This window comes from Sulfurovum iocasae (assembly GCF_047716765.1).
Taxonomy (GTDB): Bacteria; Campylobacterota; Campylobacteria; order Campylobacterales; family Sulfurovaceae; genus Sulfurovum.
This window is the reverse complement of record NZ_CP180410.1, coordinates 1,386,604-1,408,958: the sequence shown is the minus strand read 5'-3', so window position 1 is coordinate 1,408,958 and position 22,355 is coordinate 1,386,604. Positions and strand designations below refer to the sequence as shown.

The 22,355-nt window shown below is 38.1% G+C and carries 14 protein-coding genes, 1 pseudogene and 1 riboswitch; of the genes and pseudogenes, 6 read left to right on the top strand and 9 right to left on the bottom strand.

Translation table 11 applies throughout. The annotated features are described in order from the left end of the window. Positions 1-48 precede the first annotated feature (48 nt). Positions 49-210 carry a hypothetical protein gene (locus tag ACLHDG_RS06900; protein WP_415408271.1) on the bottom strand — a complete coding sequence of 54 codons (162 nt, stop codon included), beginning with the start codon at positions 208-210 and terminating at the stop codon, positions 49-51. 38 nt (positions 211-248) lie between these two features. Continuing rightward, complete coding sequence (locus tag ACLHDG_RS06895; RefSeq protein WP_415408270.1) at positions 249-443, bottom strand: hypothetical protein; 195 nt, start codon at positions 441-443, stop codon at positions 249-251. 62 nt (positions 444-505) lie between these two features. Here ACLHDG_RS06895 and ACLHDG_RS06890 point away from each other — a divergent pair. Then, positions 506-931: pseudogene (locus ACLHDG_RS06890) on the top strand (Na+/H+ antiporter NhaA); the annotation flags it as partial. 32 nt (positions 932-963) lie between these two features. Here the strand turns inward: ACLHDG_RS06890 and ACLHDG_RS06885 are convergent. Further along, the gene (locus ACLHDG_RS06885) at positions 964-3,108 is read right to left on the bottom strand and encodes a hypothetical protein (RefSeq protein WP_415408269.1); all 2,145 of its coding nucleotides are present in this window, start codon (positions 3,106-3,108) and stop codon (positions 964-966) included. A gap of 115 nt (positions 3,109-3,223) precedes the next feature. Here ACLHDG_RS06885 and pta point away from each other — a divergent pair, with 115 nt between their 5' ends. The 4 genes from pta to ACLHDG_RS06865 all read left to right on the top strand — a co-directional run bounded on the left by pta (position 3,224) and on the right by ACLHDG_RS06865 (position 9,819). Then, entirely contained in the window at positions 3,224-5,320 is a 2,097-nt protein-coding gene (pta, locus tag ACLHDG_RS06880; RefSeq protein ID WP_415408268.1) for a phosphate acetyltransferase, read from the top strand. Continuing rightward, entirely contained in the window at positions 5,317-6,510 is a 1,194-nt protein-coding gene (locus ACLHDG_RS06875; protein WP_415408267.1) for an acetate/propionate family kinase, read from the top strand. Before pta ends, ACLHDG_RS06875 begins: the two co-directional genes overlap by 4 nt. Positions 6,511-6,610: 100 nt before the next feature. After that, a complete protein-coding gene (locus ACLHDG_RS06870; RefSeq protein ID WP_415408266.1) occupies positions 6,611-9,244 on the top strand; it encodes a valine--tRNA ligase in 2,634 nt (877 codons plus the stop codon). Continuing rightward, positions 9,244-9,819: a tetratricopeptide repeat protein gene (locus ACLHDG_RS06865; protein ID WP_415408265.1), complete on the top strand. Its 576-nt coding sequence runs from the start codon at positions 9,244-9,246 to the stop codon at positions 9,817-9,819. The genes ACLHDG_RS06870 and ACLHDG_RS06865 overlap by 1 nt, the downstream gene beginning before the upstream one ends. 7 nt (positions 9,820-9,826) lie before the next feature. Here ACLHDG_RS06865 and ACLHDG_RS06860 read toward each other — a convergent pair whose 3' ends face one another. The 3 genes from ACLHDG_RS06860 to ACLHDG_RS06850 all read right to left on the bottom strand — a co-directional run bounded on the left by ACLHDG_RS06860 (position 9,827) and on the right by ACLHDG_RS06850 (position 15,771). Continuing rightward, positions 9,827-11,872, bottom strand: coding sequence for a putative bifunctional diguanylate cyclase/phosphodiesterase (locus tag ACLHDG_RS06860; protein ID WP_415408264.1), 2,046 nt, complete (start codon positions 11,870-11,872; stop codon positions 9,827-9,829). A 279-nt stretch (positions 11,873-12,151) separates the two neighbouring features. Beyond that, positions 12,152-14,467, bottom strand: coding sequence for a putative bifunctional diguanylate cyclase/phosphodiesterase (locus tag ACLHDG_RS06855; RefSeq protein WP_415408263.1), 2,316 nt, complete (start codon positions 14,465-14,467; stop codon positions 12,152-12,154). Between the two features lie 53 nt (positions 14,468-14,520). After that, positions 14,521-15,771, bottom strand: coding sequence for a Y-family DNA polymerase (locus ACLHDG_RS06850; protein WP_415408333.1), 1,251 nt, complete (start codon positions 15,769-15,771; stop codon positions 14,521-14,523). Positions 15,772-15,991: 220 nt separating this feature from the next. On the opposite strand from ACLHDG_RS06850, the gene ACLHDG_RS06845 reads away from it, so the two are divergent. After that, entirely contained in the window at positions 15,992-16,324 is a 333-nt protein-coding gene (locus ACLHDG_RS06845; protein WP_415408262.1) for a hypothetical protein, read from the top strand. A 230-nt stretch (positions 16,325-16,554) separates the two neighbouring features. On the opposite strand, the gene ACLHDG_RS06840 is transcribed toward ACLHDG_RS06845, so the two are convergent. From ACLHDG_RS06840 to ACLHDG_RS06830, 3 genes are all read right to left on the bottom strand, one after another. Beyond that, positions 16,555-17,709: a hypothetical protein gene (locus ACLHDG_RS06840; RefSeq protein WP_415408261.1), complete on the bottom strand. Its 1,155-nt coding sequence runs from the start codon at positions 17,707-17,709 to the stop codon at positions 16,555-16,557. A gap of 763 nt (positions 17,710-18,472) precedes the next feature. Continuing rightward, on the bottom strand, positions 18,473-19,780 hold the full coding sequence (locus ACLHDG_RS06835) for a M64 family metallopeptidase (protein WP_415408260.1): 1,308 nt from the start codon (positions 19,778-19,780) through the stop codon (positions 18,473-18,475). Positions 19,781-19,884: 104 nt separating this feature from the next. After that, positions 19,885-21,810, bottom strand: a complete 1,926-nt coding sequence (locus ACLHDG_RS06830) for a WD40/YVTN/BNR-like repeat-containing protein (RefSeq protein ID WP_415408259.1) — start codon at positions 21,808-21,810, stop codon at positions 19,885-19,887. A 469-nt stretch (positions 21,811-22,279) separates the two neighbouring features. Continuing rightward, positions 22,280-22,354, top strand: a riboswitch (cyclic di-GMP riboswitch). Position 22,355 lies beyond the last annotated feature (1 nt).

Sequence of the window (22,355 nt, the reverse complement as noted above, 5' to 3'; positions counted from 1 at the left end):
GTAACAAACAAAGAAAAAGTAATGTCTAATTCTTTATCAAATTGTTTTTTATCCTAAATTTTTATTCTCTGCTTTAAACCGACATTCACCCAGTGTAATGGTCTTTCCTTTTTGGATCTCAGCCAAGATGTACTTCAGCGTACCCTCTGCATCGGTCTCAGGCATCTCCTCTTCTATCATACGCAGTGCATCTTTTTGATCGGTTTTCATCCATTTTTTTTCATAGGTATACTGGGTGTAGATATCCACTACTTCCAACCCAGTTCATCAAAGATAGGTTTCATCTCCATCCACCAGTTTGAAAACCTTACAGATATATCATTGAGAGCCTCATCTTCATTTCTCCATTCCTCAAGCTTTTCCAAGATCAATGGTTTATTCTCATCTGAAACTTTATCTGACTTTTGTACATGGTTGATAACTTCTTCAATTTTCTTTTTCATAACAACATCCTTTTCTCTTATTTTAGTTCAATATTTAAGGATTGTCAACAGCAATACAACGTTTCTCTATGTCAAAAGAGATGGAGCATGACCTGCACTACTGGGTTGCCTTTATGATCTTGCCTCTTTTTGCTTTTGTCAATGCCGGGGTTGACCTCAAAAGTATCTCCATCGAAGAGATGGCTGGCCCTGTACCATTAGGGATCATGTTAGGTCTCTTTGTAGGTAAACAGGTTGGTGTGTTTGGATTCTCCTGGTTAGCTATAAAAATGGGTATAGCCTCTTTACCCAAAGATAGCAACTGGACACTACTTTATGGAGTGAGTGTTTTAACGGGGATCGGGTTTACCATGAGTCTCTTTGTTGATACGCTTGCATATAATGATACACAGATCTATCACTATGCTGACAAACTTGCAATTCTTCTTGGATCATTCCTTTCAGCTATTGTAGGGTATCTTGTCTTGCGTATGAAAGTTGGCAAATAGTACTTACCAGGACAAGAAACAAAGCTTTAGTTTTATTCGTTCTCCTTGCGGATAGTGTCACTGAAATGATCGATCTTAAACCTGGTTTGTGTTAATTGTTCGAAGTAGAGTCTGGCTTTATGAAACTTATAAGCAGACTCACTCTTCCTTATACGAAAGAGTAGCTGGATCATATTTTGTCTATGATAATTTTTGTAATGTTGGATTTTGATAGGATCACTATGGCGCTCTGACAGTTCTTTATCACAATCACTGATCGATTCACAACGCTTAATAATAAGAAACCTATACGCAGAAAGTTCATAATAGAAAAGGTCACTTACCGTGATCCTATCGTAAGCCGAATATTTGATGATCTGCTTCAAGGCATCCCTCGGTCGAAGGAAACCATGCCAGACCAGTGTCGTATAAAATTTAACAACAAATCCAATATTCTTGATCTTGTCTGATTCAAGTAGCGTACTGAACTGCTCCTGTAGTGATACATTTACAAATTGTTCTCTAAATTGGGCGATATTCCTGGCTATCTCAGCACTCTGCGGGGAATCACTCTCTTTATTAAATAGCTCCCATTCTCTTGCCTGGACATCATAATGGTGAATGATCTTGATCACATTGGCACTGTCTCTCTTAAGATATTTCAGCTCCTCCTCCCCAAGTCTGTTCAAGAGGGAGATCCCGGCTTTAAAAAAAGAGAGACCTTCTGCATAACTCACTGCCGGAACATCATCATCCATAAAGGTCTCTTTTGGAGGATTCATCAAGCCCAGTCCATACTTTTGTCCCAGATAAAGATAGCGAAAAATAGCAACAATGTTGATCAGAGATCCTCTGTGTGTTTCTATATGAGTAGACAAGAAATCATTGATATCCCTGTAGCTTTTCAAAGCCCTTTTAACAAATTCATGGATATCTTCCATATTAAAATATTCACCTTGATTTGCCAAACCGTAATAGATGAAAGCACTATGCATCTTAAAGATCATTTGTACACTGGGATCATTTTGTCTTGAAGCAAAATCATCAATATAACAGGCTTCTGTCTGCAATTGCTCTACATAGTCCTGTCGTGAGATCTCATGGCTTTTCAGATCATCTTCAAGATCCTCCACCTTTTTTACAGATGCAGCATGAATAGGATATGTATTTGATCCAAGTTCATCCAACAGGTTTTTAATAGGTATATATCCTCCATGATGCAAAACTTCGAAGCGTGCCTGTTCTGTATCGATCTGGAGTCGTTCAAACTGCCCTTCAATATTTTTCATGGCATCCGAGAGTAATTTCCACTGTACGGTTATTTTACTGTTGCGTCCTGAGCCTTTTGCCTGAATATTGTAATTGTTGGTATGTTCCATTGATGACCAGAGACTTTCAAAAGTAGTATGGAGCTGAATCTCAACATTAAAATAGTCTTTGAGTTTTCGAAGTACATCAATACTCTTATCCTGAGGATCAAGCAGTGTAAAGATAGCATTGGGATCCACAGAGAAAGTGTCATTATTCCCGGAAATATCAGCATCAAAACGAGGATTGAAGAGTGTATGGTCACAATGAAGACCTCTATATCCACTTTTCTTTTCAACAGTATAGAATCCGTATAAAAGATGGTCATCCGTCCGATTGTCGTATTCAAAAAAATTGTATAAAGTACGGGCTACCCACTCTTTTTCATAAGGATATGAACAGACAAAAAGCATACCGATCAGATCATGAAGTGCACCCCCTTTGAGAAAGATCTTCAAGGGCTCCTCCAGAAATTTTGGATTACGAAGCCCCAGTTTGACCAGCTTTTTGATCACACTGTCCGTGTATTTATATCGGATCTTGATCGTATCAACTCCGGAATATACCAAAATAGTGATCTCTTTATCAGCAGGAACCTGCTTTTCGAGTTCCTGAAAATATCCGATCAGACTTTCTGTATAGCGCGGGAGTACACCTTGAGGTTCGACCGTCCCCTTCCCTGCAATAACTTTCTCATCAATACCTACAAGTTTATAATAAGCCTCCATACATTGAAGAATACTCTCTTTAAAGTGGGAAAGATTCTCTTTCCCTATGATAGATTCTACATTTTGATCCGTAAGTGTCTGCTCTATCTGAGGGATCAGTTGATCTAATGGCTTATATTCTGTTTTGGGTGAAAAGTGGTGAATTCCAATATATGAATGCATATTTATCCTAGTTGAGGGTTCTATTTCAAAGTAGTGTTATTATACCCTGAAACTTTGTAACAAACATACTTTTTATGATAGAATTATCATCTAACAAAATAAAAAAAGGCTCATTATGTATCCTGAAAGTATCTATATTGCTTCAGCAGAACCACGTGCAGGAAGTCTGATCATCGCTATAGGATTTATGGAAATGCTGAAGGGTCATTATAACCGGGTTGCATTTTTCCGTCCGATCATTCCTGATGGTGAAGAGCGTGATAGTGATATTGACTTTATGCTTAGACATTTTGATCTTGACATACCCTATGAAGCCTGCTGTGGATTTACAGTAAGTGAATATACAAAAGCATATGCTGATGATAACGAAGAGGATCTCTATGAAGCATTGATCCACAGAGTCAGTCAATTACACAAAGCATACGATTTTGTTCTGATAGAGGGATATCCACGTAATATTTTTGCTTCTATATTTGATTTTGATATTAATTTAAAGATCGCCAGAAATCTCGGCACTATTTTGGTTCCTGTACTCAATGCAAAAGGAAAATCATCGGATAAGATACTCAATCAGATACAGATCATATCCGAAGCAATTCATTCAGAGGGATGCACACACTTGGCGATCTTTGTCAACCGATGCGATCAGGAGATACTCGATAACATCAAAAATCGTATCAGTGCCGTACAAAAGGATGAACAGATATATCTGCTTCCTGAGCTGAAAGAGCTTGACACACCTACCCTTGATGAAGTCATAAAGTTGCTTCAGGCTGAAATGATCATGGGAAACCCTGAACAGCGCCAACATCTTGTATATGGAAATAAGATCGCCGCTATGGGTGTCGAAAATTATCTTTCCCATATCAATAACGGTGATCTGGTGATCGTCCCGGGTGACCGTATTGCTATTATCATTGCTTCTCTCCTCTCTTACTATGCCAAAAATCATCCCAATATTGCCGGGATGATCCTTAGCGGAGGGATAACTCCCAGTAATGCCATTATGAAGTTATTGGAAGATTTCGGTGAAACTGCAGTCCCTGTTCTGACAGTTAAGAGTGACAGTTATCAAACAGCCATAGCACTGGAAAAAGTAACTGCAAATATCGCAGCAGAGAATACACGTAAAATAACGCTGGCAAAAGGCCTCTTTGATGCTGCTATCGATAAAATAAAAATAGGTGAACGATTCCGAAGCAGCTCAAAAGAGATGGTGACACCAATGATGTTTCAATACAGACTCTTTGAACGTGCCCGTTCAAAACGCCAAAAGATCGTTCTGCCTGAAAGTACAGATGAACGTATCCTTAGGGCAACTGAGATCCTTATCCAAAGAGATATTGTGCATATCATTCTTTTGGGTGACAGAAAAAGAATTGAGCATCAAAGCATTCAGATGGGATTGGATATCACTAAGGCGGAGATCATTGATCCACATGATAGTGATCTGATAGAGAATTTTTCACAGACATTCTACACGATGAGAAAAGAAAAAGGCTTGACACTCGATGCAGCCAGGGATGCAATGATCCACCCCAATTATTTTGCAACGATGATGGTCTATGAAGGCGTGGCTGATGGTATGGTCTCCGGTGCGACCCATACCACTACCGATACCGTTCGCCCTGCCCTTCAGATCATCAAGACACAACCGGATATCTCTATTGTATCAAGTGTGTTTTTCATGTGTCTGGATACCAGGGTCCTTGTCTACGGGGACTGCGCCATCAATCTTGACCCTACTGCCCAAGAGCTGGCTCAGATCGCTATCTCTTCGGCAGATACGGCTTCAAAATTTGGTATTGAACCACGTGTTGCGATGCTCTCTTACTCTACCGGTAGTTCCGGAAAGGGGCCAGAGGTAGATAAGGTTCGGGAAGCCACGCACTTGGCACAGTCTCTAAGACCGGATCTTCTTATAGAGGGTCCTATTCAATACGATGCCGCCATCGATGAAAAAGTAGCTAAAAAGAAACTTCCTGACAGTAAAGTAGCCGGACGGGCAACTGTCTTTGTCTTCCCTGACCTTAATACCGGTAATAATACCTACAAAGCTGTACAGCGTTCTACTGGTGCACTAGCCATCGGTCCGGTACTGCAGGGGCTTCGTCTGCCTGTCAACGATCTAAGCCGCGGCTGCCTGGTCGATGATATCGTCAATACTGTTGCGATCACTGCGATCCAGGCACAGCAGGAGGATAAACAATGAAGATACTTGTCCTCAACTCAGGCAGCTCTTCGATCAAATGCCAATACTTCATCGATCAAAAAAGTGTATCTTCAGCTTTGGTTGAACGTATAGGAGAAGAGGAAAGCCATAGTGAAGTAAAATACAAAGAACAGAGCTTCAGCAGCACAGCCCCTGTCTCTGATCACCATCAAGCCCTTGAGATCATATTTTCCATGTTAAAGGAATCAAATGCTATCTCCTCCATAGATGAGTTGGATGCCGTTGGTCATCGTGTTGTGCATGGCGGCTCTAATTTTTCAGAACCTACACTGATCAGCCAAGAAGTGATCGAAACCATCCGTTCACTTATCCCACTGGCTCCCCTGCATAACCCTGCCAATCTTAAGGGTATCGAGGTGATAAGCAAGATAGCTCCCAACTTAGCACAAGTTGCTGTCTTTGACACTGCATTTCACCAGACCATGCCTGAATATGCTGCACTCTACCCTATCCCGTATGAACTCTCTCAAAGATCAGGTATTCAGCGTTACGGTTTTCATGGCACTTCTCATGCTTATGTTGCCAAAGAAGCAGCAGAGATGATGGATGAAGATCTCAACACACTCAATCTCATTACTCTACACCTTGGGAATGGTGCCAGCGCTACTGCCATCAAAGAGGGAAAGAGTATCGAAACATCTATGGGGCTGACACCACTTGAAGGATTGATGATGGGAACACGCTGTGGAGACATTGATCCGGCTATCATCCCTTTTCTCTCACACAATCTCAAGATGGATATCGACAGTATCGACAAAATGCTTAACAAAGAGAGTGGGTTAAAAGGTATCTGTGGCACAAATGACATGCGCGAAGTAGTCATGCAGGCAGAACAGGATAATACTCTCTCTTCACTTGCTCTGGAAATGTACACCTATAGGATAAAAAAATATATTGGATCCTACAGTGCTGTATTAGGTCGAGTAGATGCTATTATATTTACCGGTGGCATAGGAGAACATGCTGTCAAAGTCCGAGAAATGGTCTGTGAAGGACTTGAAGAATCCATCGGACTGAAACTTGACACTGTCAAAAACGAGATAGCATCTACACAGAGCCGTTCTATCCACAAGCTGAAAAGTAAAATACAACTTTTTGTTATTCCCACCAATGAAGAGTTGGAAATAGTACTTCAGACTGAAAAGATCATGAAAAATCTGACTTTATAATGCATAAGACTTCATTCTTTATCATATAATTTATCTACCATAAAAGAAAAAGCACCATTACGCTATAATCGCGACAATATAATACATAGGAACAGAAGCTATGAGTGAAACAGTAGAAAAAAAAGCAACATATAACCCCAAAGAAGTAGAAGATAACTACTATAAACTATGTGAAGAACGTGGTTACTTTGAAATAGATGGGAACAAGAGTATTCAAGAAGAGGGAAAGAACTTTTCCATCATGATGCCTCCTCCCAATGTTACAGGGTCTTTGCATATCGGTCATGCACTTACTTTTACCCTTCAGGACATTATCACACGCTATAAACGAATGGATGGTTTTAAAACACTCTGGCAACCGGGGACTGACCATGCGGGGATCGCTACACAGAACATCGTAGAGAAACAACTTTTAGCAGAAGGAACAACCAAAGAGGAACTTGGTCGTGAGAAATTTCTAGAGCGTGCGTGGTTACAAAAAGAGACAAGTGGCGGGAACATCGTACATCAAATGAGAAAACTAGGGGTTACACCTGCATGGAAACGTGAACGTTTTACCATGGATGAAGGGCTTAAAGAAGCGGTTAAAGAAGCGTTTGTATCTCTTTACAATGAAGGTCATATCACTCAAAACACTTATATGGTCAACTGGTGTACCCATGATGGTGCCTTGTCTGACATTGAAGTAGAACATGATGAGGTAAACGGTAAATTTTATACGATGATCTATAAATTTGCTGACGGTAGTGGACAACTTGAAGTAGCCACTACAAGACCAGAGACTTACTTTGGAGATACGGCGATCATGGTACATCCTGATGACAGCCGTTATACAGACATCATAGGTAAAGATATTCTTCTACCATTGACGGATAGAACCATCAAAGTCATTACCGATTCACATGTAGATATGGAGTTTGGCACAGGTGTGGTAAAAGTTACTCCTGCACATGACCAAAACGATTATGCTGTAGGTAAAAGACATGACTTAGAGTTCATCAAAGTCTTTGATGAAAAAGGGATTTTAAATGACTACTGTGGAGAATTTGCAGGGTTAGAACGTTTAGAAGCCCGCCCAATTATTGTAAAAGCTCTTGAGAATGCCGGGTATATCGTCAAGATAGAAGAGCATATCCATCAGGTAGGACACTGTTACAGATGTAAAAATATTGTGGAACCTTTTATTTCTACACAGTGGTTCTTAAGTGAAAAAATAGCCGAAAATTCTATTAAAGAGACTAAAAAACACAACAACTTCCACCCTGCTCACTGGATAAACTCTTATACAGCATGGATGGATGAGCTTCGTCCCTGGTGTATCTCTCGTCAACTTTGGTGGGGTCATAGAATTCCTGTATTTACCTGTGATGACTGTGGTCATACATGGGCTGATAAAGCTGATGAACCAGACGGCTGTCCAAAGTGTCAAAGTAAAAAGCTTACACAAGATCCTGATGTACTAGATACATGGTTCTCTTCTGCTTTATGGGCGATGTCACCTCTAGGTTGGGGAAATAATGGAAAACTACCTGAACTTTATAATGAAAGTGATATGGCAGATTTTTATCCTAATTCTCTACTCATTACAGGGTTTGATATCATGTTCTTCTGGGTAGCACGCATGATGATGATGGGTGAACATTTTCAAGGTAAGCTACCATTTAAAGATATCTATATGCATGCACTTGTACGTGATGAACATGGTGCTAAAATGTCCAAGTCAAAAGGTAATGTTATAGACCCACTTGATATGGTTGAGGAGCATTCAGCTGACATCATCAGGTTTACATTGGCATATTTGGCAGTACAGGGTCGTGATATCAAGTTAGGGGCTAAGAACTTAGAACAATTTAGAAACTTTACCAACAAACTCTACAATGCAACCAATTACTTGCAACTTAATGTAGATACTTTCAAAGACTTGAAAGATATTGAAGTGAAAACACCACTTGGTCGGTACATGGAAAGCAGACTTTCCGTCGCTGTAGAAGAGATACGTGCTACCATAGAGACCTACAAGTTTAATGAAAGTGCAAGAATACTCTACAACTTTGTGTGGAATGAGTTTTGTGACTGGGGAATCGAGTACTCTAAAGCAGATAGAGAGAGCATTGTAGAACTTGGGGCTATCTTTAAAGAGACACTTAAAATGGTTTCTCCATTTATGCCATTTATCTCAGATCACCTCTACCACAAGCTCTCAGGTACTTCACTTGAAGAGGGTGATTCTTTGATGGTAATGAATTTCCCTAAAGAGATAACAAGAGACGTAGAAGCTGAAAATATGTTTGCGATCATTGAAGAGTCTATTACTGCATTAAGAAGAGCAAAAGTTGTCATAGACATGGGGAACTCTAAGATAGAAAAGGCTTATATCAAACTAGACGGTAATATTGATACAGAAATGGCTCGTCCATTCATACAAAAGTTGGCTAAAGTTGAGAATATCGAGTTTGTAGATACAAAAGTTGCAGACTCAATTACTGATGTTTCAGATAATTTAGAAGTCTATCTTCCAACGGGTGAGATAGACATGACACCTATCATTAACAAGCTTACACGTCAAAAAGAGAAGCTTGAAAAAGAGATACAAAAACTAAACGGTATGTTAAACAATGAAAGATTTGTGGCTAATGCACCAGCAGAAGTACTTGCTACAAACAAACAAGCTCTTGAAGACGCTACAAATAAAATGAGCAAAGTAAGTGCTGAACTCGAAGGGTTTGGTGCATAATGATAGAAGAAGCATATAATGCCCTACTGGCAAAAGAATACAACAAAGCCTTTGAACTTTACACAGAGCTTGAGAAACAGAAAGAACCTGTAAGTTACTACTATCTGGGTTTTTTATACTTTAGAGGTTTTGGGGTTGAAGCAGATACAAAAAAAGCCTTTGATTACTATCTTGAAGCAGCCACCAGAGAAGTGCCTTTAGCACAGTTTGAAGTAGCACTCATGCTTGAAAATGGTGAGGGTTGTGAACAGAACTTCTCAGAAGCGGCTTTCTGGTACGAAGAGTCAGCTAAAAGGGGTAATATTGATGCGTTCAATAACCTGGCGGCCATGTTCAAAGAGGGACGAGGTGTAGAACAAGACTATAAGAAAGCCTATGTGCTTTTCAAAAAAGCTGCTATAGCAGGAAATGCCTCTGCACAGTTTAACCTGGGTGCACTCTATGACATGGGTCTAGGATGTGATGAAGACAAAGAGAAAGCCATAGAGTGGTGTAGAAAAGCCTCATTCCAAGGACACCAAAAAGCCAAAGATATCATGATGCGTATGCAAAATGATGGACAGATCGTTTTTTAACAAAAGTTTAACTATTTAAAAACTTCTTCGTAAACTCTGCCACATGGATAGGTTTAGAAAAGTAAAACCCTTGATAACTGAGATTTTCATCCAATGTCAGAAGCAGCTCTTTTTGCTTTTTATCCTCTATCCCTTCGATAACTATATTGTAGTTAAATTGTCTTCCTATATCTAATATCGTTGTGACAAGAAGTAATTCTTGAGGTTTTCTCTCTATATCTTTTATAAATTCCCTATCTATCTTTAGTGTATTGAAAGAGAGTCTTTTCAGATATGAAAGAGATGAATAACCTATACCAAAATCATCAACAGCACAACGGACACCATGCCCGCGAAGTGTATTTATGACATCTTGTGTACTTTCAAAGTTATCAATAAGTGATTGCTCTGTAATCTCTATCATAATATCTTTTGTTTCCAAGCCATACTCTTCTAATTTCTTTAAAAACTCTACAGCAAAATGATTTTCTGTCAACTGTTGGGCATTGATATTTATAGAAATATATTGAAGACTCCATAGTTTGTCTTTTTTCCATTGAGAAATATGTTGACATGCCTTATCCACGATCCACCATGTTATTTTTGAAAGTAACCCTGCTTTGACAGCCAATGGAATAAATTCTTGCGGAGTCAACAATCCTCTTGTGGGATGCTGCCATCGTATAAGTAACTCAGCAGAAAGCAATGTGTCATCTTTCATCTTAACTATAGGTTGAAAGAAGAGGTGCAGTTGTTGTTTTTCTGTCGCATATGCCAGATCATGCTGCAATCCAAAAAGCTTTTTTTGTTCTCTATCCAAGTCTTCATTATAGTATGAAATATGTCCATTGGAATTTTTGGCTTGATACATCGTTAAATCAGCAGATCGGATGATCTCTTCAATATTTGTATAATTTGGTTCAATGATAATAATACCTATACTCGAGCTGACATGAAGATACAGGTCATTTATAATAAAAGGATCTATAAAAATATCTTTTATCTGTTTTGCATATTGCTTGGCTTTACTTTTTGCTGCACCTTCTTCTTCTGAGACGTAAGGTACAATGATGATGAATTCATCACCACCTAGTCTACTAATTTTACAATCATTACCTAAAGCATAGACCAGACGTTCTGCTACACGGATAAGTATTTCATCTCCTACTGTATGCCCCAAAGAATCATTGATCCCTTTAAATTGATTTAAATCCAGATAGAAGAGAAGAGAATAATCGCTTTTATGCTTTTCATCACTTACAAGATCTTTCATATAATCACCAAAGCCTCTTCTGTTAAGCAGATCAGTTAAAGGATCATGCTGTGCGAGAAATTTTAACTCATTAAGTGCACTGTACTCTTTTGTTTTGTTTTCTATAAGTCCAATACCTCCGACAACGACATGCTTTTGATCATAAAGGGGAGAACATTTGCCTTCAACCCAAAAGTCAATACCTCTTAGAGATCGATAGGGACCAACATAGGTTTGAATACCTTTTGTCAGTGCATTTCGTACCGTTTCCATAGGTCTTTTATCCGGAAGGTCATTTAAATTTCTGCCTATGATCTCCTCTTTTTTTAAACCAAAAAGTGTTAAAAAAGCTTGATTGCAGTCAGTAACATTTAGTTCACAGTCATAAGAAAAAATCCCGATAGGTGCCTGTTCAAAAAAATTCTGCAAGGTTTTTTGTTTTTTATAAAGCACTTCCTTCTCTCTGGAAACCTCTTCTTTCTTTCTTTCCAGATCACTATTTTGCTTATATGAATTCAAAATAATAATTATTAATGTTGTAAAATATAAGATAACCAATAATGCCAATAGAAGATGCATCACTGTATCTATCCTTAACAATAGAGTGATCAAAGGCAATAGAATGATAGTGATGTAGGCTATGGCTATACGAATATCCGGAATTAAAGAACTTATTGCTCCAGATGTTAATCCGATCAAAACAGCGATAATAAAGACTTGATGGACTTCATCTACATAAGGAATAGCGATAAAACCAAGCGCAGCAAAGAGAAATGCAGTTAAAAAAGCAGAAATGACAAATAAACTATGCCAAGCTTTCAATGAATATTTTTTGGGATCTTTTTTAAAACTATATGCAAAATACAGTCTAACTAACGAGATCAGTATAACTATGGTTTCCCATATAATGATTTTACCAGACAGGGGTGGATATAAAAAATATGTCAGAAGTAAAGAAAAGGCCACAAGAGCAGGAATACTTTTTTGAGACAGACCATACAAGTTTGAGACCATTAACTTATTTACAGTTTCAGAATGATACAACCTGGATAATATATTTAAATAATTCATATCTTAATTATACTTAAACAATATGAGGGACTAGGCACACTTAGAAGGTTCATCTATTAAAAACTTCTTTCTAAACTCCGGCTCCGGGATCGGAGGACTGATAAGGAAACCTTGATAACTGAGGGAATCGTCCATCTCTTTGATGAGTGCTTTTTCTGCTTCTTCTTCTATACCTTCTACAACAATATTGTAATTAAACTGTTTTCCAATCTCAATAATTGTCCGTATTAGCGTAATATTCTCTTCATTATTGAGCATGCCATGAATAAACTCTCTGTCTATTTTCAAAACAGAAAATGAGAGTTTTTTCAGGTAAGAAAGAGAAGAGTATCCTGTTCCAAAATCATCAATAGCACATCTTACTCCATGACTTTTCAGCTCTTTAATGACCTCCTGCGTAAGTTCAAAATTATCGATCAATGATGTTTCTGTGATCTCAATTTTGATATCATCGGTCCCTACCTCATACTCTTTAAGTTTTGCAAGAAAAATAGGAACAAAATCATTTTTAAGCAACTGTTTTGCATTGATATTAATAGAAACATATTTGAGTTTCCATTCACCATTTTTTTTCCATTGTGAGATATGTAAACATACTTTCTCCAACACCCACCAGCCGATATCTGTGATCACACCTGCTTCAATGGCCAAAGGAATAAAGTCCATAGGTAAAATGAGCTCCCTTTCCGGATGTTGCCACCGTATGAGGGCTTCAGCAGCACGTAATGAATCATCTTTGATATTTACTATAGGCTGGAAAAAGAGTTCAAGTTGATCACTTCCCAGTGCAGAGATAAGATCATGCTGTAAATTAAATGTTTTTTTACGTTCCAGATCCAATTGTGTATTGTAAAAAGAGATATGTTCCTGTCCAAACCTCTTTGCTTGATACATAGAGATATCTGCATGCCGTACGATCTCTTCGATATTAGTAGAATTTTGTTCAATTATGACAATACCTATACTCGTTTTAAGATGAAGTTGTATACCTTCGATGACAAAAGGTTCTGCAAAAATTTCCTGTATCTTTAGTATATATTGGTCTGCTTTCTTTTTTGCTTTATCCCTCTCTTTTGAAACAAACGGAACTACGATAATAAACTCATCTCCACCCAATCTGCTTAAATTAATATCTGGTTTCATTAATCGCTGCAAGCGTTTTGATATTGCTATCAAAAGTTTATCACCATAGGTATGCCCCAAAGAGTCATTCACATACTTAAATTGATTAAGATCCAGATAGAAAAGAAGAGAGAGATGACTAGCATGTTTTTTCTTACAGATCATCTTCCCCATGAATTTATCAAAACCTCTTCTATTGGAAAGAGAGGTCAAAGGATCATGGGATACAAGATACACCAACTCTTGTAGGGCTACATGCTCTTTTGTTTTATCTTCAATAAGTCCCATACCCCCTATAACATCTCCTCCCTTATTATAAATAGGAGAACATTTACCTTCAACCCAGAACTCTAAGCCTTTTTGTGAGTCATAGGGACCGATATAAGTCTGCACACCTTCTGTAAGAGAATCCCTAATAACATTTATAGCTCTTTTATCTGAAATATCATTTAAGTTTGTACCGACTATTTTCTCTTTTTGTAAATTGAAAAGTGTTAAGAATGATTCATTACAATTAACGATATTTAAATCGTGATCATAAGAGAAGATCCCTATAGGTGCCTGTTCAAAAAAAAGCTGTAACATCTCTTTTTTTTCAAAAAGCTCTGCCTGTACCTTAGAAATTTCTTCTTTTTTTCTTTCTAGATCAATACTTTTTTTATATGAATGTAAAATAATACTGGTTTGAGTAAAGAAGTAAAGAATCAATAAAAAGGCAAGAATAATTGTATCCGTTCTCATGAGAAGCAACATTTCCATAGAGGCAGGAACAAGTAGTATAAGCAAATATCCTATGGCTGTACGATAATCATCGGCTAATGTTTTAACGGCTCCGGCACTAATACCAAGCAACATAATAAAAACAAAGAGCTGATAATACTCATCAAGCTTGGGAACTACGAAAAGTGCTAAAGCAGATAAAAAAAGTGCTGTCATCCATACTTTTACAACAAATTTTTTATGCCACATAACGGAATTATGTCTATCTGGATTTTTTTGAAAATCATACCCGTCATACAATCGCCATAATGTTAATGTAACAATAAGACCATACCAGGCTGCTATACCATTACCTATCAAAGGCATGAGTATATATAAAAAAATAGTTTCCAGTAAAATAAGCGTTATAAGCGTACTTCTCTCAAAGAAAAAAAGTTCCTGAAGCACTTTTTCTTCTACTTCGTGATGATGCCTAAGTTTAAATAAGTTTTTATAAATACTCATAATTTCATTATACACTAAATATAATTATCATTTAGGTTAAATTTGATAGTCTATTATAGTTCATCCCCTGTTTTGATAATATCCAACCCAAAACGTTCCCTAAGTTTTTGTATCTCCTTACTTAACTTATTTTCATGGATATCCTCATTGAAGTCCATCAAAGAGAGTGTTTTCTTATGCTGTACACTGAAGTTTGAGACATTTAGTGAAAGTTTTATGGCTCCTTTTGCATAAAGTGATATCTCTTCATACATTTGAGCCAATGTGGTTTTAAAAAGTGCCTCAGAAAAAACCCTGTCTACCGTTACACTTTTTTTTACTTTCACCCCATACTCATAATTTATCTTGAGATAATACGTTGTAGGATTGACTTCTATAGCCATTACCATATAGACAATATGCCGTGCCATGATCATAATACGACGTTTTACCTCATCTGAATCATAAATAGCATCAAATGTACGGCTTATGCCTATGGATTTTCTATCTCCTCTGCTGCTTATGCCCTCATTATCAGTTCCTGTCACACGACCATAGAGTTGGATACCCGGTTTTTTCCATGAGTAAAAGAGTGATCTGTGTCGTTTTACATCACCCAGTGTTGAAATATAATGCTCCCCCAACCTCTTTTGAAATCCCTTTCCTATACCGGGAAATGCTTTTATGGGTATGTTTTCAATATATGTATCTATATCTTTCACTTCATAGATACCATAAGGCTTTGCAGACTCTGTAGCAAGCTTGGCTATCCACTTTGCTTTTGAGATACCTATAGAGACCGGTATATCAAAAAGTTCCAAGATCTCTGCTTGCAGCTTTTGTGTAAAAGCATATACCTCTTCATCTTTTATCCATCCACTGACATCCCCAAAAAACTCATCGATACTGTACTGTTCCACTTGAGGGATACGGGCTGTCATATACCTATGTATCTTATGGGAAAGTTTATGATAGAGTGGATAGTTTGAAGGTACAATTACCATCTGAGGGCACATTTGAAGTGCTTGTGCTATGGGCATAGCTGTTTTAACACCAAATGCCCTGGCTTCATAACTCGCAGTAGTAATGATGCCTCGTATCTTCTCCCTACCCTCTATCTTATCTAGAAAATAAGAATCGAATGTTTTTTTCTTATCACTGTAAAATACAGGTGTGACAAACGCTCCAGAGTTATCATTCATTAGTTTAATATGGGTTCGTTTTTTGTTGAATATCTCCAGATTGCTCCGAGACCCAACAGCCATAGCTATTCCTTTGAGAGAACTATCTACAGAACGCTCAGCAGAGGCAAAAAAACTGTCTATATCTACGTGTATAAATATGGTTTATCCTTTGTTTTAACGTTATACTAAGGCTTTGTGGCTACCTTTAAGCTTTGCATGAAACATATTAGTCCTCATTTAGTCCTCGCCATATCAAAAAAAGTATTATTTGGGAGTATAACCGTTTATATATAAATAATGTAAAAACATGACAATTTGTAATACTTTTTAGGTTCAGACAATTATCTCACTATCATTTACAATGAATGAATTCAGAACAATACTCATCAAACTAAAAGAGATCATCAAACAACAACTGCAAACTGATAAGAAAATATTGGATAAGAACATAGCCACTGCACTCAACATCAAGCCCTCTGCATTAGCTTCATACAAAAAACGTGACAAACCACCATATCAAGCTTTAATCACCTATTGCCATAATAATCGACTTGATGTACGGAAGATACTATTTGATGAAGATGTGCCTATTAACAACTACCTTGCACCTGAACCTATTGAAGTTGATAAAGTGAGAGTTAAATACTTTCGTAGCTTAGAAGTTTATGCACTCTATCTTGGCAAAAGGTTTTGAGGTTATGAGGCTATTTTGGATATTCATCTGTAAGTTTCGGACTAAGTAATTCTGCGATACAAAGGTCATACCTTTTTATTTTATTGTCGGCTACTTCAAAGATAACTACAGCTTGTATTTCCTTATCGACCTCTCTTTGAAATATATGACAATGGTGAGAAACTGTGGCAAGTAGATCGAGGATAGCATCAGATAGCTACTTTTTAATATAATGGCTGTATAAAGTAATCTTACTCAATGATCTCTGTTTTATAAAGTTTTGCCGGATATTCTACTGATAGCACGGTTATGCCTTCAGCACTGAGATAGAATTCTGAGGGTGTATTAAAAAGTATTGCTTCAACTTGCCCAACAACTTGACTATTTTCGATCTCACACTCGGCTATGCTGCCTGAGAAGAAATTATTTCCAGCAAAATTACTCAATTTTACAATCATACTTTTAAATGGTGTATCCGTATCGTAAGAATTTGTATACCCAACCAGTGCTACTGAACTCCCTGCTCCATCAATGGCAGCACCTGTTACCATAACATCTAAAGCCTTTTCACTGACAGATGTCACCTCATAGCTTCCGGGAACAGTAGGTATACTATAGACCTTGCTAGTATGATCTGCCCAGTTTTTTATAAAAACATAAAGCTGCCCATTATAAGCAATAAGTGCCTCTGCATCATAGGGAGTGCTAAAAAGATCGTAGGTAAATTTTATTTGATCAGTATATGAAAAAGCGATAGTTTCTGCATTGACCGTGAGATTTGTATTGAGATCACTTTTTAATATTTTATAGATTTTTAAATCGGTTCGGTTTCCAAGGTTATTTCCGATATCAGCTATATAAAGATGTGTATCATCATATGCCAGGTCTTCCCAGTCCACATTGGTTGCACCATTGACAGTGATAGAACGTATTACTTCTCCCGTTGAAGCATTGATCTCGTAAAGCAGGTTTGAGCCGCCACTGTCATTGTGCGTATAAATCTTTCCATTCACATTTGCCAGACCGGATGTCTCCCTGATGTCATCATTCAAAACACTCACTAATGTTAAGGAGACAGGTGATGAGTTTGGCACATCAATACATTCTTCAGTACCTTGTTTTAGTCGTTGACCAGAAGGACACTCGATGAGTGGTGGATATGGACCAGGGTCACCTACTTCTATTCCTGCTATACATGTATCTGCTGTACCCTGAATAAGTCTCATCCCTGCACCACAATCATATTTGTTAGGGTAAGGTAAAGTAGGAGGTTCTACACAGTTTCCGTCAATAGGAAGTCCCGTACCTTGTTCTATTCTGCTCCCATCAATACAATCTGCACCATACACAACCACAGAGAAAAAGATTATTATACTTGGCAATAAGAGTATTTTTAATTGTTTCATTTGGTTCCCTTCATGATTGTATCTACTCATATTCTAGCAGTTTTGATATTACAGCATAAGATTATATAGAAAATAAATACTTCTAAAAATGCTTAGTTACCTACAGAAAAAATGACCAACTAGTATCCACTAGTTTAAAAAGTCTATGGAATAGTTAATATAGGGAGATAGGGCTCAAGGGATGGGAAGCACGTTCAGTGTGGGGAATTGAATATAGTGTTGTAGCAGTAGTTATTGAGATACTCTTGTAAATCTACCTCTTTATCTACCCCTATAAAGAGAAGTGTCCTTACTAAAAAAGATTATTAAACATCAACAGCAAACAGATAAGAAAGTACGTAGCACAAGCACTAAGTATTACACCTGCATTGTTAGCTTCTTACTAAGCAATGTGACAAACCTCCATACAAAGCTATACTCACCTATTGCCATAACAATCGTCTTGATGTACGAAAAATACTGTTTGATGAGTTTGAACCTATTATCAGCTATCCTATACCTCTACCTATACCTATTGAAAATGGTAAAGTGCAAGTTAAATACTTTAGGACTTTAGAAGTTTATACCACCTATCTAAATCAGTTAAAAGAATCTTCGATTCTCATACATAAAGTTTAGGTTGTCACTTAAAGAAATATTCAATATTCGACGTACATGAAAACCTTATAATATTATATATTTTATAAGGTTTTCTAACGAGATTTATTCACATTTTCTACAGAAAAGTAGTGAGTTGTTACAAGACCCTAAAGCTACCAATTAACTAATCAGTACTTCCCTCAATCGTCCTGCGGATAGCCCTTTTACATACAGGGCAGAAATTATTGATACTTCTTGATTTCATTGTGCAGTTATGATAGGGACGATAAATTCCCTTGGCCTGATACCCCGCGCCTTCAAAAACACCTACTGTATCATAATAAACGGGATCATCCGGTGTGGGAACAGGGGTATCGGGAGCAAGCATGTCTTGCCATTTTTTTCCAAAATCGATTAGAGTGGTAATGTTTTCCTGGTAGGGTTCTACTGTGAGGTCAAAGAAATCACTGTAAGCGACATCTGAAGAATAATACTCATCGGCGAGCGCTACAAAGCCATGACCGAATTCGTGCATGAGCAAAAATTCTGACACTTCATTGTCTGCGGTGAAAATAGTGTAGAAATTATAGATGCCGCTTCCACCATATTTATCAGAGTTTACGATAATGAAGATTTGGTCATACGGGGCGCATGAAGCAAGATCACGAACAGATTTATAGTCGAGAGTGGTCAAGTAGCGTTCAATGTTAAAGGTATTGAAGCTGGAGTTTAAGATTGTATTTTTCCAGATTCCATCCTGGGGAATATCGGTTCCGCTCTCTTGGGAAGGGGCTTCAACGATCCATATGTTAAACCGGTGCTTGTACTCATCATAAGGAGACCATGAGAACATGGCGTTTTTAAATTTCTCAACATCCTGTCTGAATTTCTCCATTTCATCCTGCGTGTAGCCTTCGGGCAGAAAGACCAGATCTATATGTGTTGAAGGATCCCCTGAATCCAAAACTTTCTGTACAGGATAATTGTTCGGTTGCGTTTTTTCCAACGCCATAGATAACGGGTCAAACGAGGTTTCAAATAGCACATGGAATTGCTGTTTTTTATCTCTTCTGGAGAGCCGAATCAGTACTTGTTGTTTGGGAAACGGGATAACGATCGATTCATAAAAGGTCTCAGTGGAATTCAGTGCTTCGTCAGTACTTTGCCATTCACTAAACAGGGTTCCGAACCCCTTTGAATACATAAGTTTATCTCCTGAATTGTCAAATACCTCGACCACGAATTCACCCTTTAAGGGATCGTCGATTAGATTCTTCCTGGGTCCACCCCAAAACGGTTCTTCTTTCCAGGCTAAGAACCTTATGGAAGATGTCTCTTTATCCCCTGTATGCAAGTAATCCATGCGCAGGGTCTTGTTTTCAAATCTTGTTTCATGATCTGAATGATCTGAAGAGCAGGAGTAAAGAAACAATAAAATGATCAGAAATATCCAGAGGGATTTTTCTTTTCCGCTGATTCTCATATTTTCCATATCATACCCCACTCTCTTATTTAATATAAATAATCACTCCTCGAAAACCCATTCTAACATCACATAACTGAGCATCAATTATCCCAACTACCACTAAGAATTCCTTAATACTTTCCGGTATAAATATAACCTCCAAATACTGTCCCGACAAACTTCTCTCCATCTGATGTGGACGCAATAGATTTCCATAATCTACCTTCCATATCCGGGTTGATGTTAATCCATGTACGCCCTGAGTTATCTGAAAAGAAAACATGTCCCGCATGATTGACTGCATGAAGTTTTGATCCGTCTGACGAAGATGCGACAGATTCCCATTTTTCAGGTTTTCCGGTCGGATCTCGTTTGATCCAGTCGATACCACTGTTGTGCGATGTATAAATATAATCATCTCTGGCACCTACAACCAGTTTGGATCCATCATCCGAAGAAGCAGCAGCAGTCCATGCCTTAATGCCTCCTGCAGGATCTCTTTCTACCCAGTTTTGACCAAAATCATCACTGGTGTAGATCGCATCTTTGTAGGCTGCTGCGATCATTTTTTTACCCTCTGATGACATAGCAATATCAGCCCATGAAGCCACAAATCCAAGAGGGACTTCATTCCAGGTCACACCAGCATCATCAGAAGTGTATAGACCCCCTAAATTGCCGACACCGGCTATGAGATGTGATCCATCATATGATGAAGCGACACTGCCCCATAATTGAGGGGATGTAAAGTCTCTTTTTGTCCATGTTTTTCCACTGTCACAGGAAGTATAAAGGAAATCGCCGGTGACGCTGGCAAGTAGTTTAGTACCATCCGAAGAGGTACTTACGCTTGACCAGTTTTTTTTACCTGCGGACACTTGCTGTATCCATGTTGAACCACCGTCAGCAGAAGTATAAACATAGTCGTTTTTTGCACAAGTGACCATCTTTGACCCATTCACAGAAATAGCTGCATCTTTCCAAAGTTGACCGGTGTTTTCAGCATCCCAGGTTTGTCCAAAGTCGTTGGAAACATAAATATCATTTCCTTCCAGACCGGCGATAATACGCGATCCGTCCGCTGAAGAGGCCAGTGCATTCCAGTTATTTGAGCCACTGCCTGTTTCAAGACGTTTCCAGTTTTCTCCGGAATCGTCTGAGAAAAAGAGGCCTTTGTTCATGACACTGGCAACAAGGATCGAGCCGTTTGAAGAGGAAGTGACTCCTGTCCAGGTAGCCGGCATACCGATTGGATCACGCATTATCCAACTTTCTCCGGCATCAGTTGAAGTATAGAGATAATCATCGTCCGCTGTAATCACTAGTTTGTTACCGTCAGAAGAGACTGCGGCGGCAATACCCCACCTTTTATTTGCCAAAGCTGGATCTCTCAGCGTCCATGTATCCCCTCCATCGATTGAGGTATAAACTTTTCCGGTAGTAAGTCCGGCCGAGAGTTTGAGCCCATCATCTGAGGAAGTGACAAAATTCCAGATAAGATTTTGCAAGTCAGCTCCATTGGTCGGATCTCGTGTTATCCAGGTGGCACCTCCATCTGTTGATGTGTAAATATAACCACGGTATTGACCGGCAATCAGTTTGGATCCATCTGAAGAGCTAGCTGTAGATACCCATAATTCACCGCTTCCCTCTATCTCCACTTTCTTCCAGGTAACACCTGAATCTGAGGATTGAAAGAGTCCAATTACATACAGACTGCCTATCAACCTTGATCCATCCGCTGAAGATGACAGCGCTGTCCAGTAACCGCCAGTGGAACGGGATGTCCATGTATCTCCGGCATTGTCCGAAGTATAAAGATACGTATCTTTCCCTCCTGCAAAAAGTTTTTCGCCATCCGCTGAAGCAGCTATCGTTGTCCAATGGAGTGGTGCTGAAGGTGCAAAAATATGCTCTTTTACAGACCACTCCGCTTTCTCGCCACCCACATTTTCAGTATTATCATTTATATTTGAAGTTGACGATCCGCATCCAATCATCAGTGCAGTTATCAAACCAACCATACCAATGAAAACCCCAATTTTTTTGATTGTCATGATATACTCCTCCTATGAATATTATATACAATCCAACACTAAGAAGAAAATGCTCTTTTTCATTTTATCACTCCTTAAATTTGGATATTACTCATGATAGCATTCTGTATTTTAATTTGGTATTAAAGTGAATAGTTTTAAATATGACAAAAGGAAATTTTACTTCCAAAATTTAAATCTGAAATGCAAATAAGATTTAATGTGAAAATGAAAACCTTATAATCTTAGATATTTTACAAGGTTTTGAAAATAAGATATTTGTTTTTTATAAATGTTTGTCTCAATAATTTATTAGCAACAACTATGGATATCTGTATTTCACCATAATTATCAAGTAAACCTTTCCAAACTTTTTTGTTTTTTTAATAATATACATTTAACATGGAAGGAGTTATAATAGAATTATGTAACAGTTATATATTGCATACAAGAGCATAGATAATGTTATTATTATTCAGAAAATGTGTTTTTCAGATAAAGCCAAACCTTTCGCAAGAAAGGGACGGAAAGCTTAGAGTCTTTTAGAGACAGTCGAGTTGCCAAAG

Excerpts from the sequence above, each read along its gene's own strand:
- ACLHDG_RS06865 (WP_415408265.1), top strand. The coding sequence starts at position 9,244 with ATGATAGAAGAAGCATATAATGCCCTACTGGCAAAAGAATACAACAAA.
- ACLHDG_RS06830 (WP_415408259.1), bottom strand. The coding sequence starts at position 21,810 with ATGACAATCAAAAAAATTGGGGTTTTCATTGGTATGGTTGGTTTGATA.
- ACLHDG_RS06855 (WP_415408263.1), bottom strand. The coding sequence starts at position 14,467 with ATGAGTATTTATAAAAACTTATTTAAACTTAGGCATCATCACGAAGTA.
- ACLHDG_RS06895 (WP_415408270.1), bottom strand. The coding sequence starts at position 443 with ATGAAAAAGAAAATTGAAGAAGTTATCAACCATGTACAAAAGTCAGAT.
- ACLHDG_RS06835 (WP_415408260.1), bottom strand. The coding sequence starts at position 19,780 with ATGGAAAATATGAGAATCAGCGGAAAAGAAAAATCCCTCTGGATATTT.
- ACLHDG_RS06875 (WP_415408267.1), top strand. The coding sequence starts at position 5,317 with ATGAAGATACTTGTCCTCAACTCAGGCAGCTCTTCGATCAAATGCCAA.
- ACLHDG_RS06885 (WP_415408269.1), bottom strand. The coding sequence starts at position 3,108 with ATGCATTCATATATTGGAATTCACCACTTTTCACCCAAAACAGAATAT.
- ACLHDG_RS06900 (WP_415408271.1), bottom strand. The coding sequence starts at position 210 with ATGAAAACCGATCAAAAAGATGCACTGCGTATGATAGAAGAGGAGATG.
- ACLHDG_RS06845 (WP_415408262.1), top strand. The coding sequence starts at position 15,992 with ATGAATGAATTCAGAACAATACTCATCAAACTAAAAGAGATCATCAAA.
- ACLHDG_RS06870 (WP_415408266.1), top strand. The coding sequence starts at position 6,611 with ATGAGTGAAACAGTAGAAAAAAAAGCAACATATAACCCCAAAGAAGTA.
- pta (WP_415408268.1), top strand. The coding sequence starts at position 3,224 with ATGTATCCTGAAAGTATCTATATTGCTTCAGCAGAACCACGTGCAGGA.
- ACLHDG_RS06840 (WP_415408261.1), bottom strand. The coding sequence starts at position 17,709 with ATGAAACAATTAAAAATACTCTTATTGCCAAGTATAATAATCTTTTTC.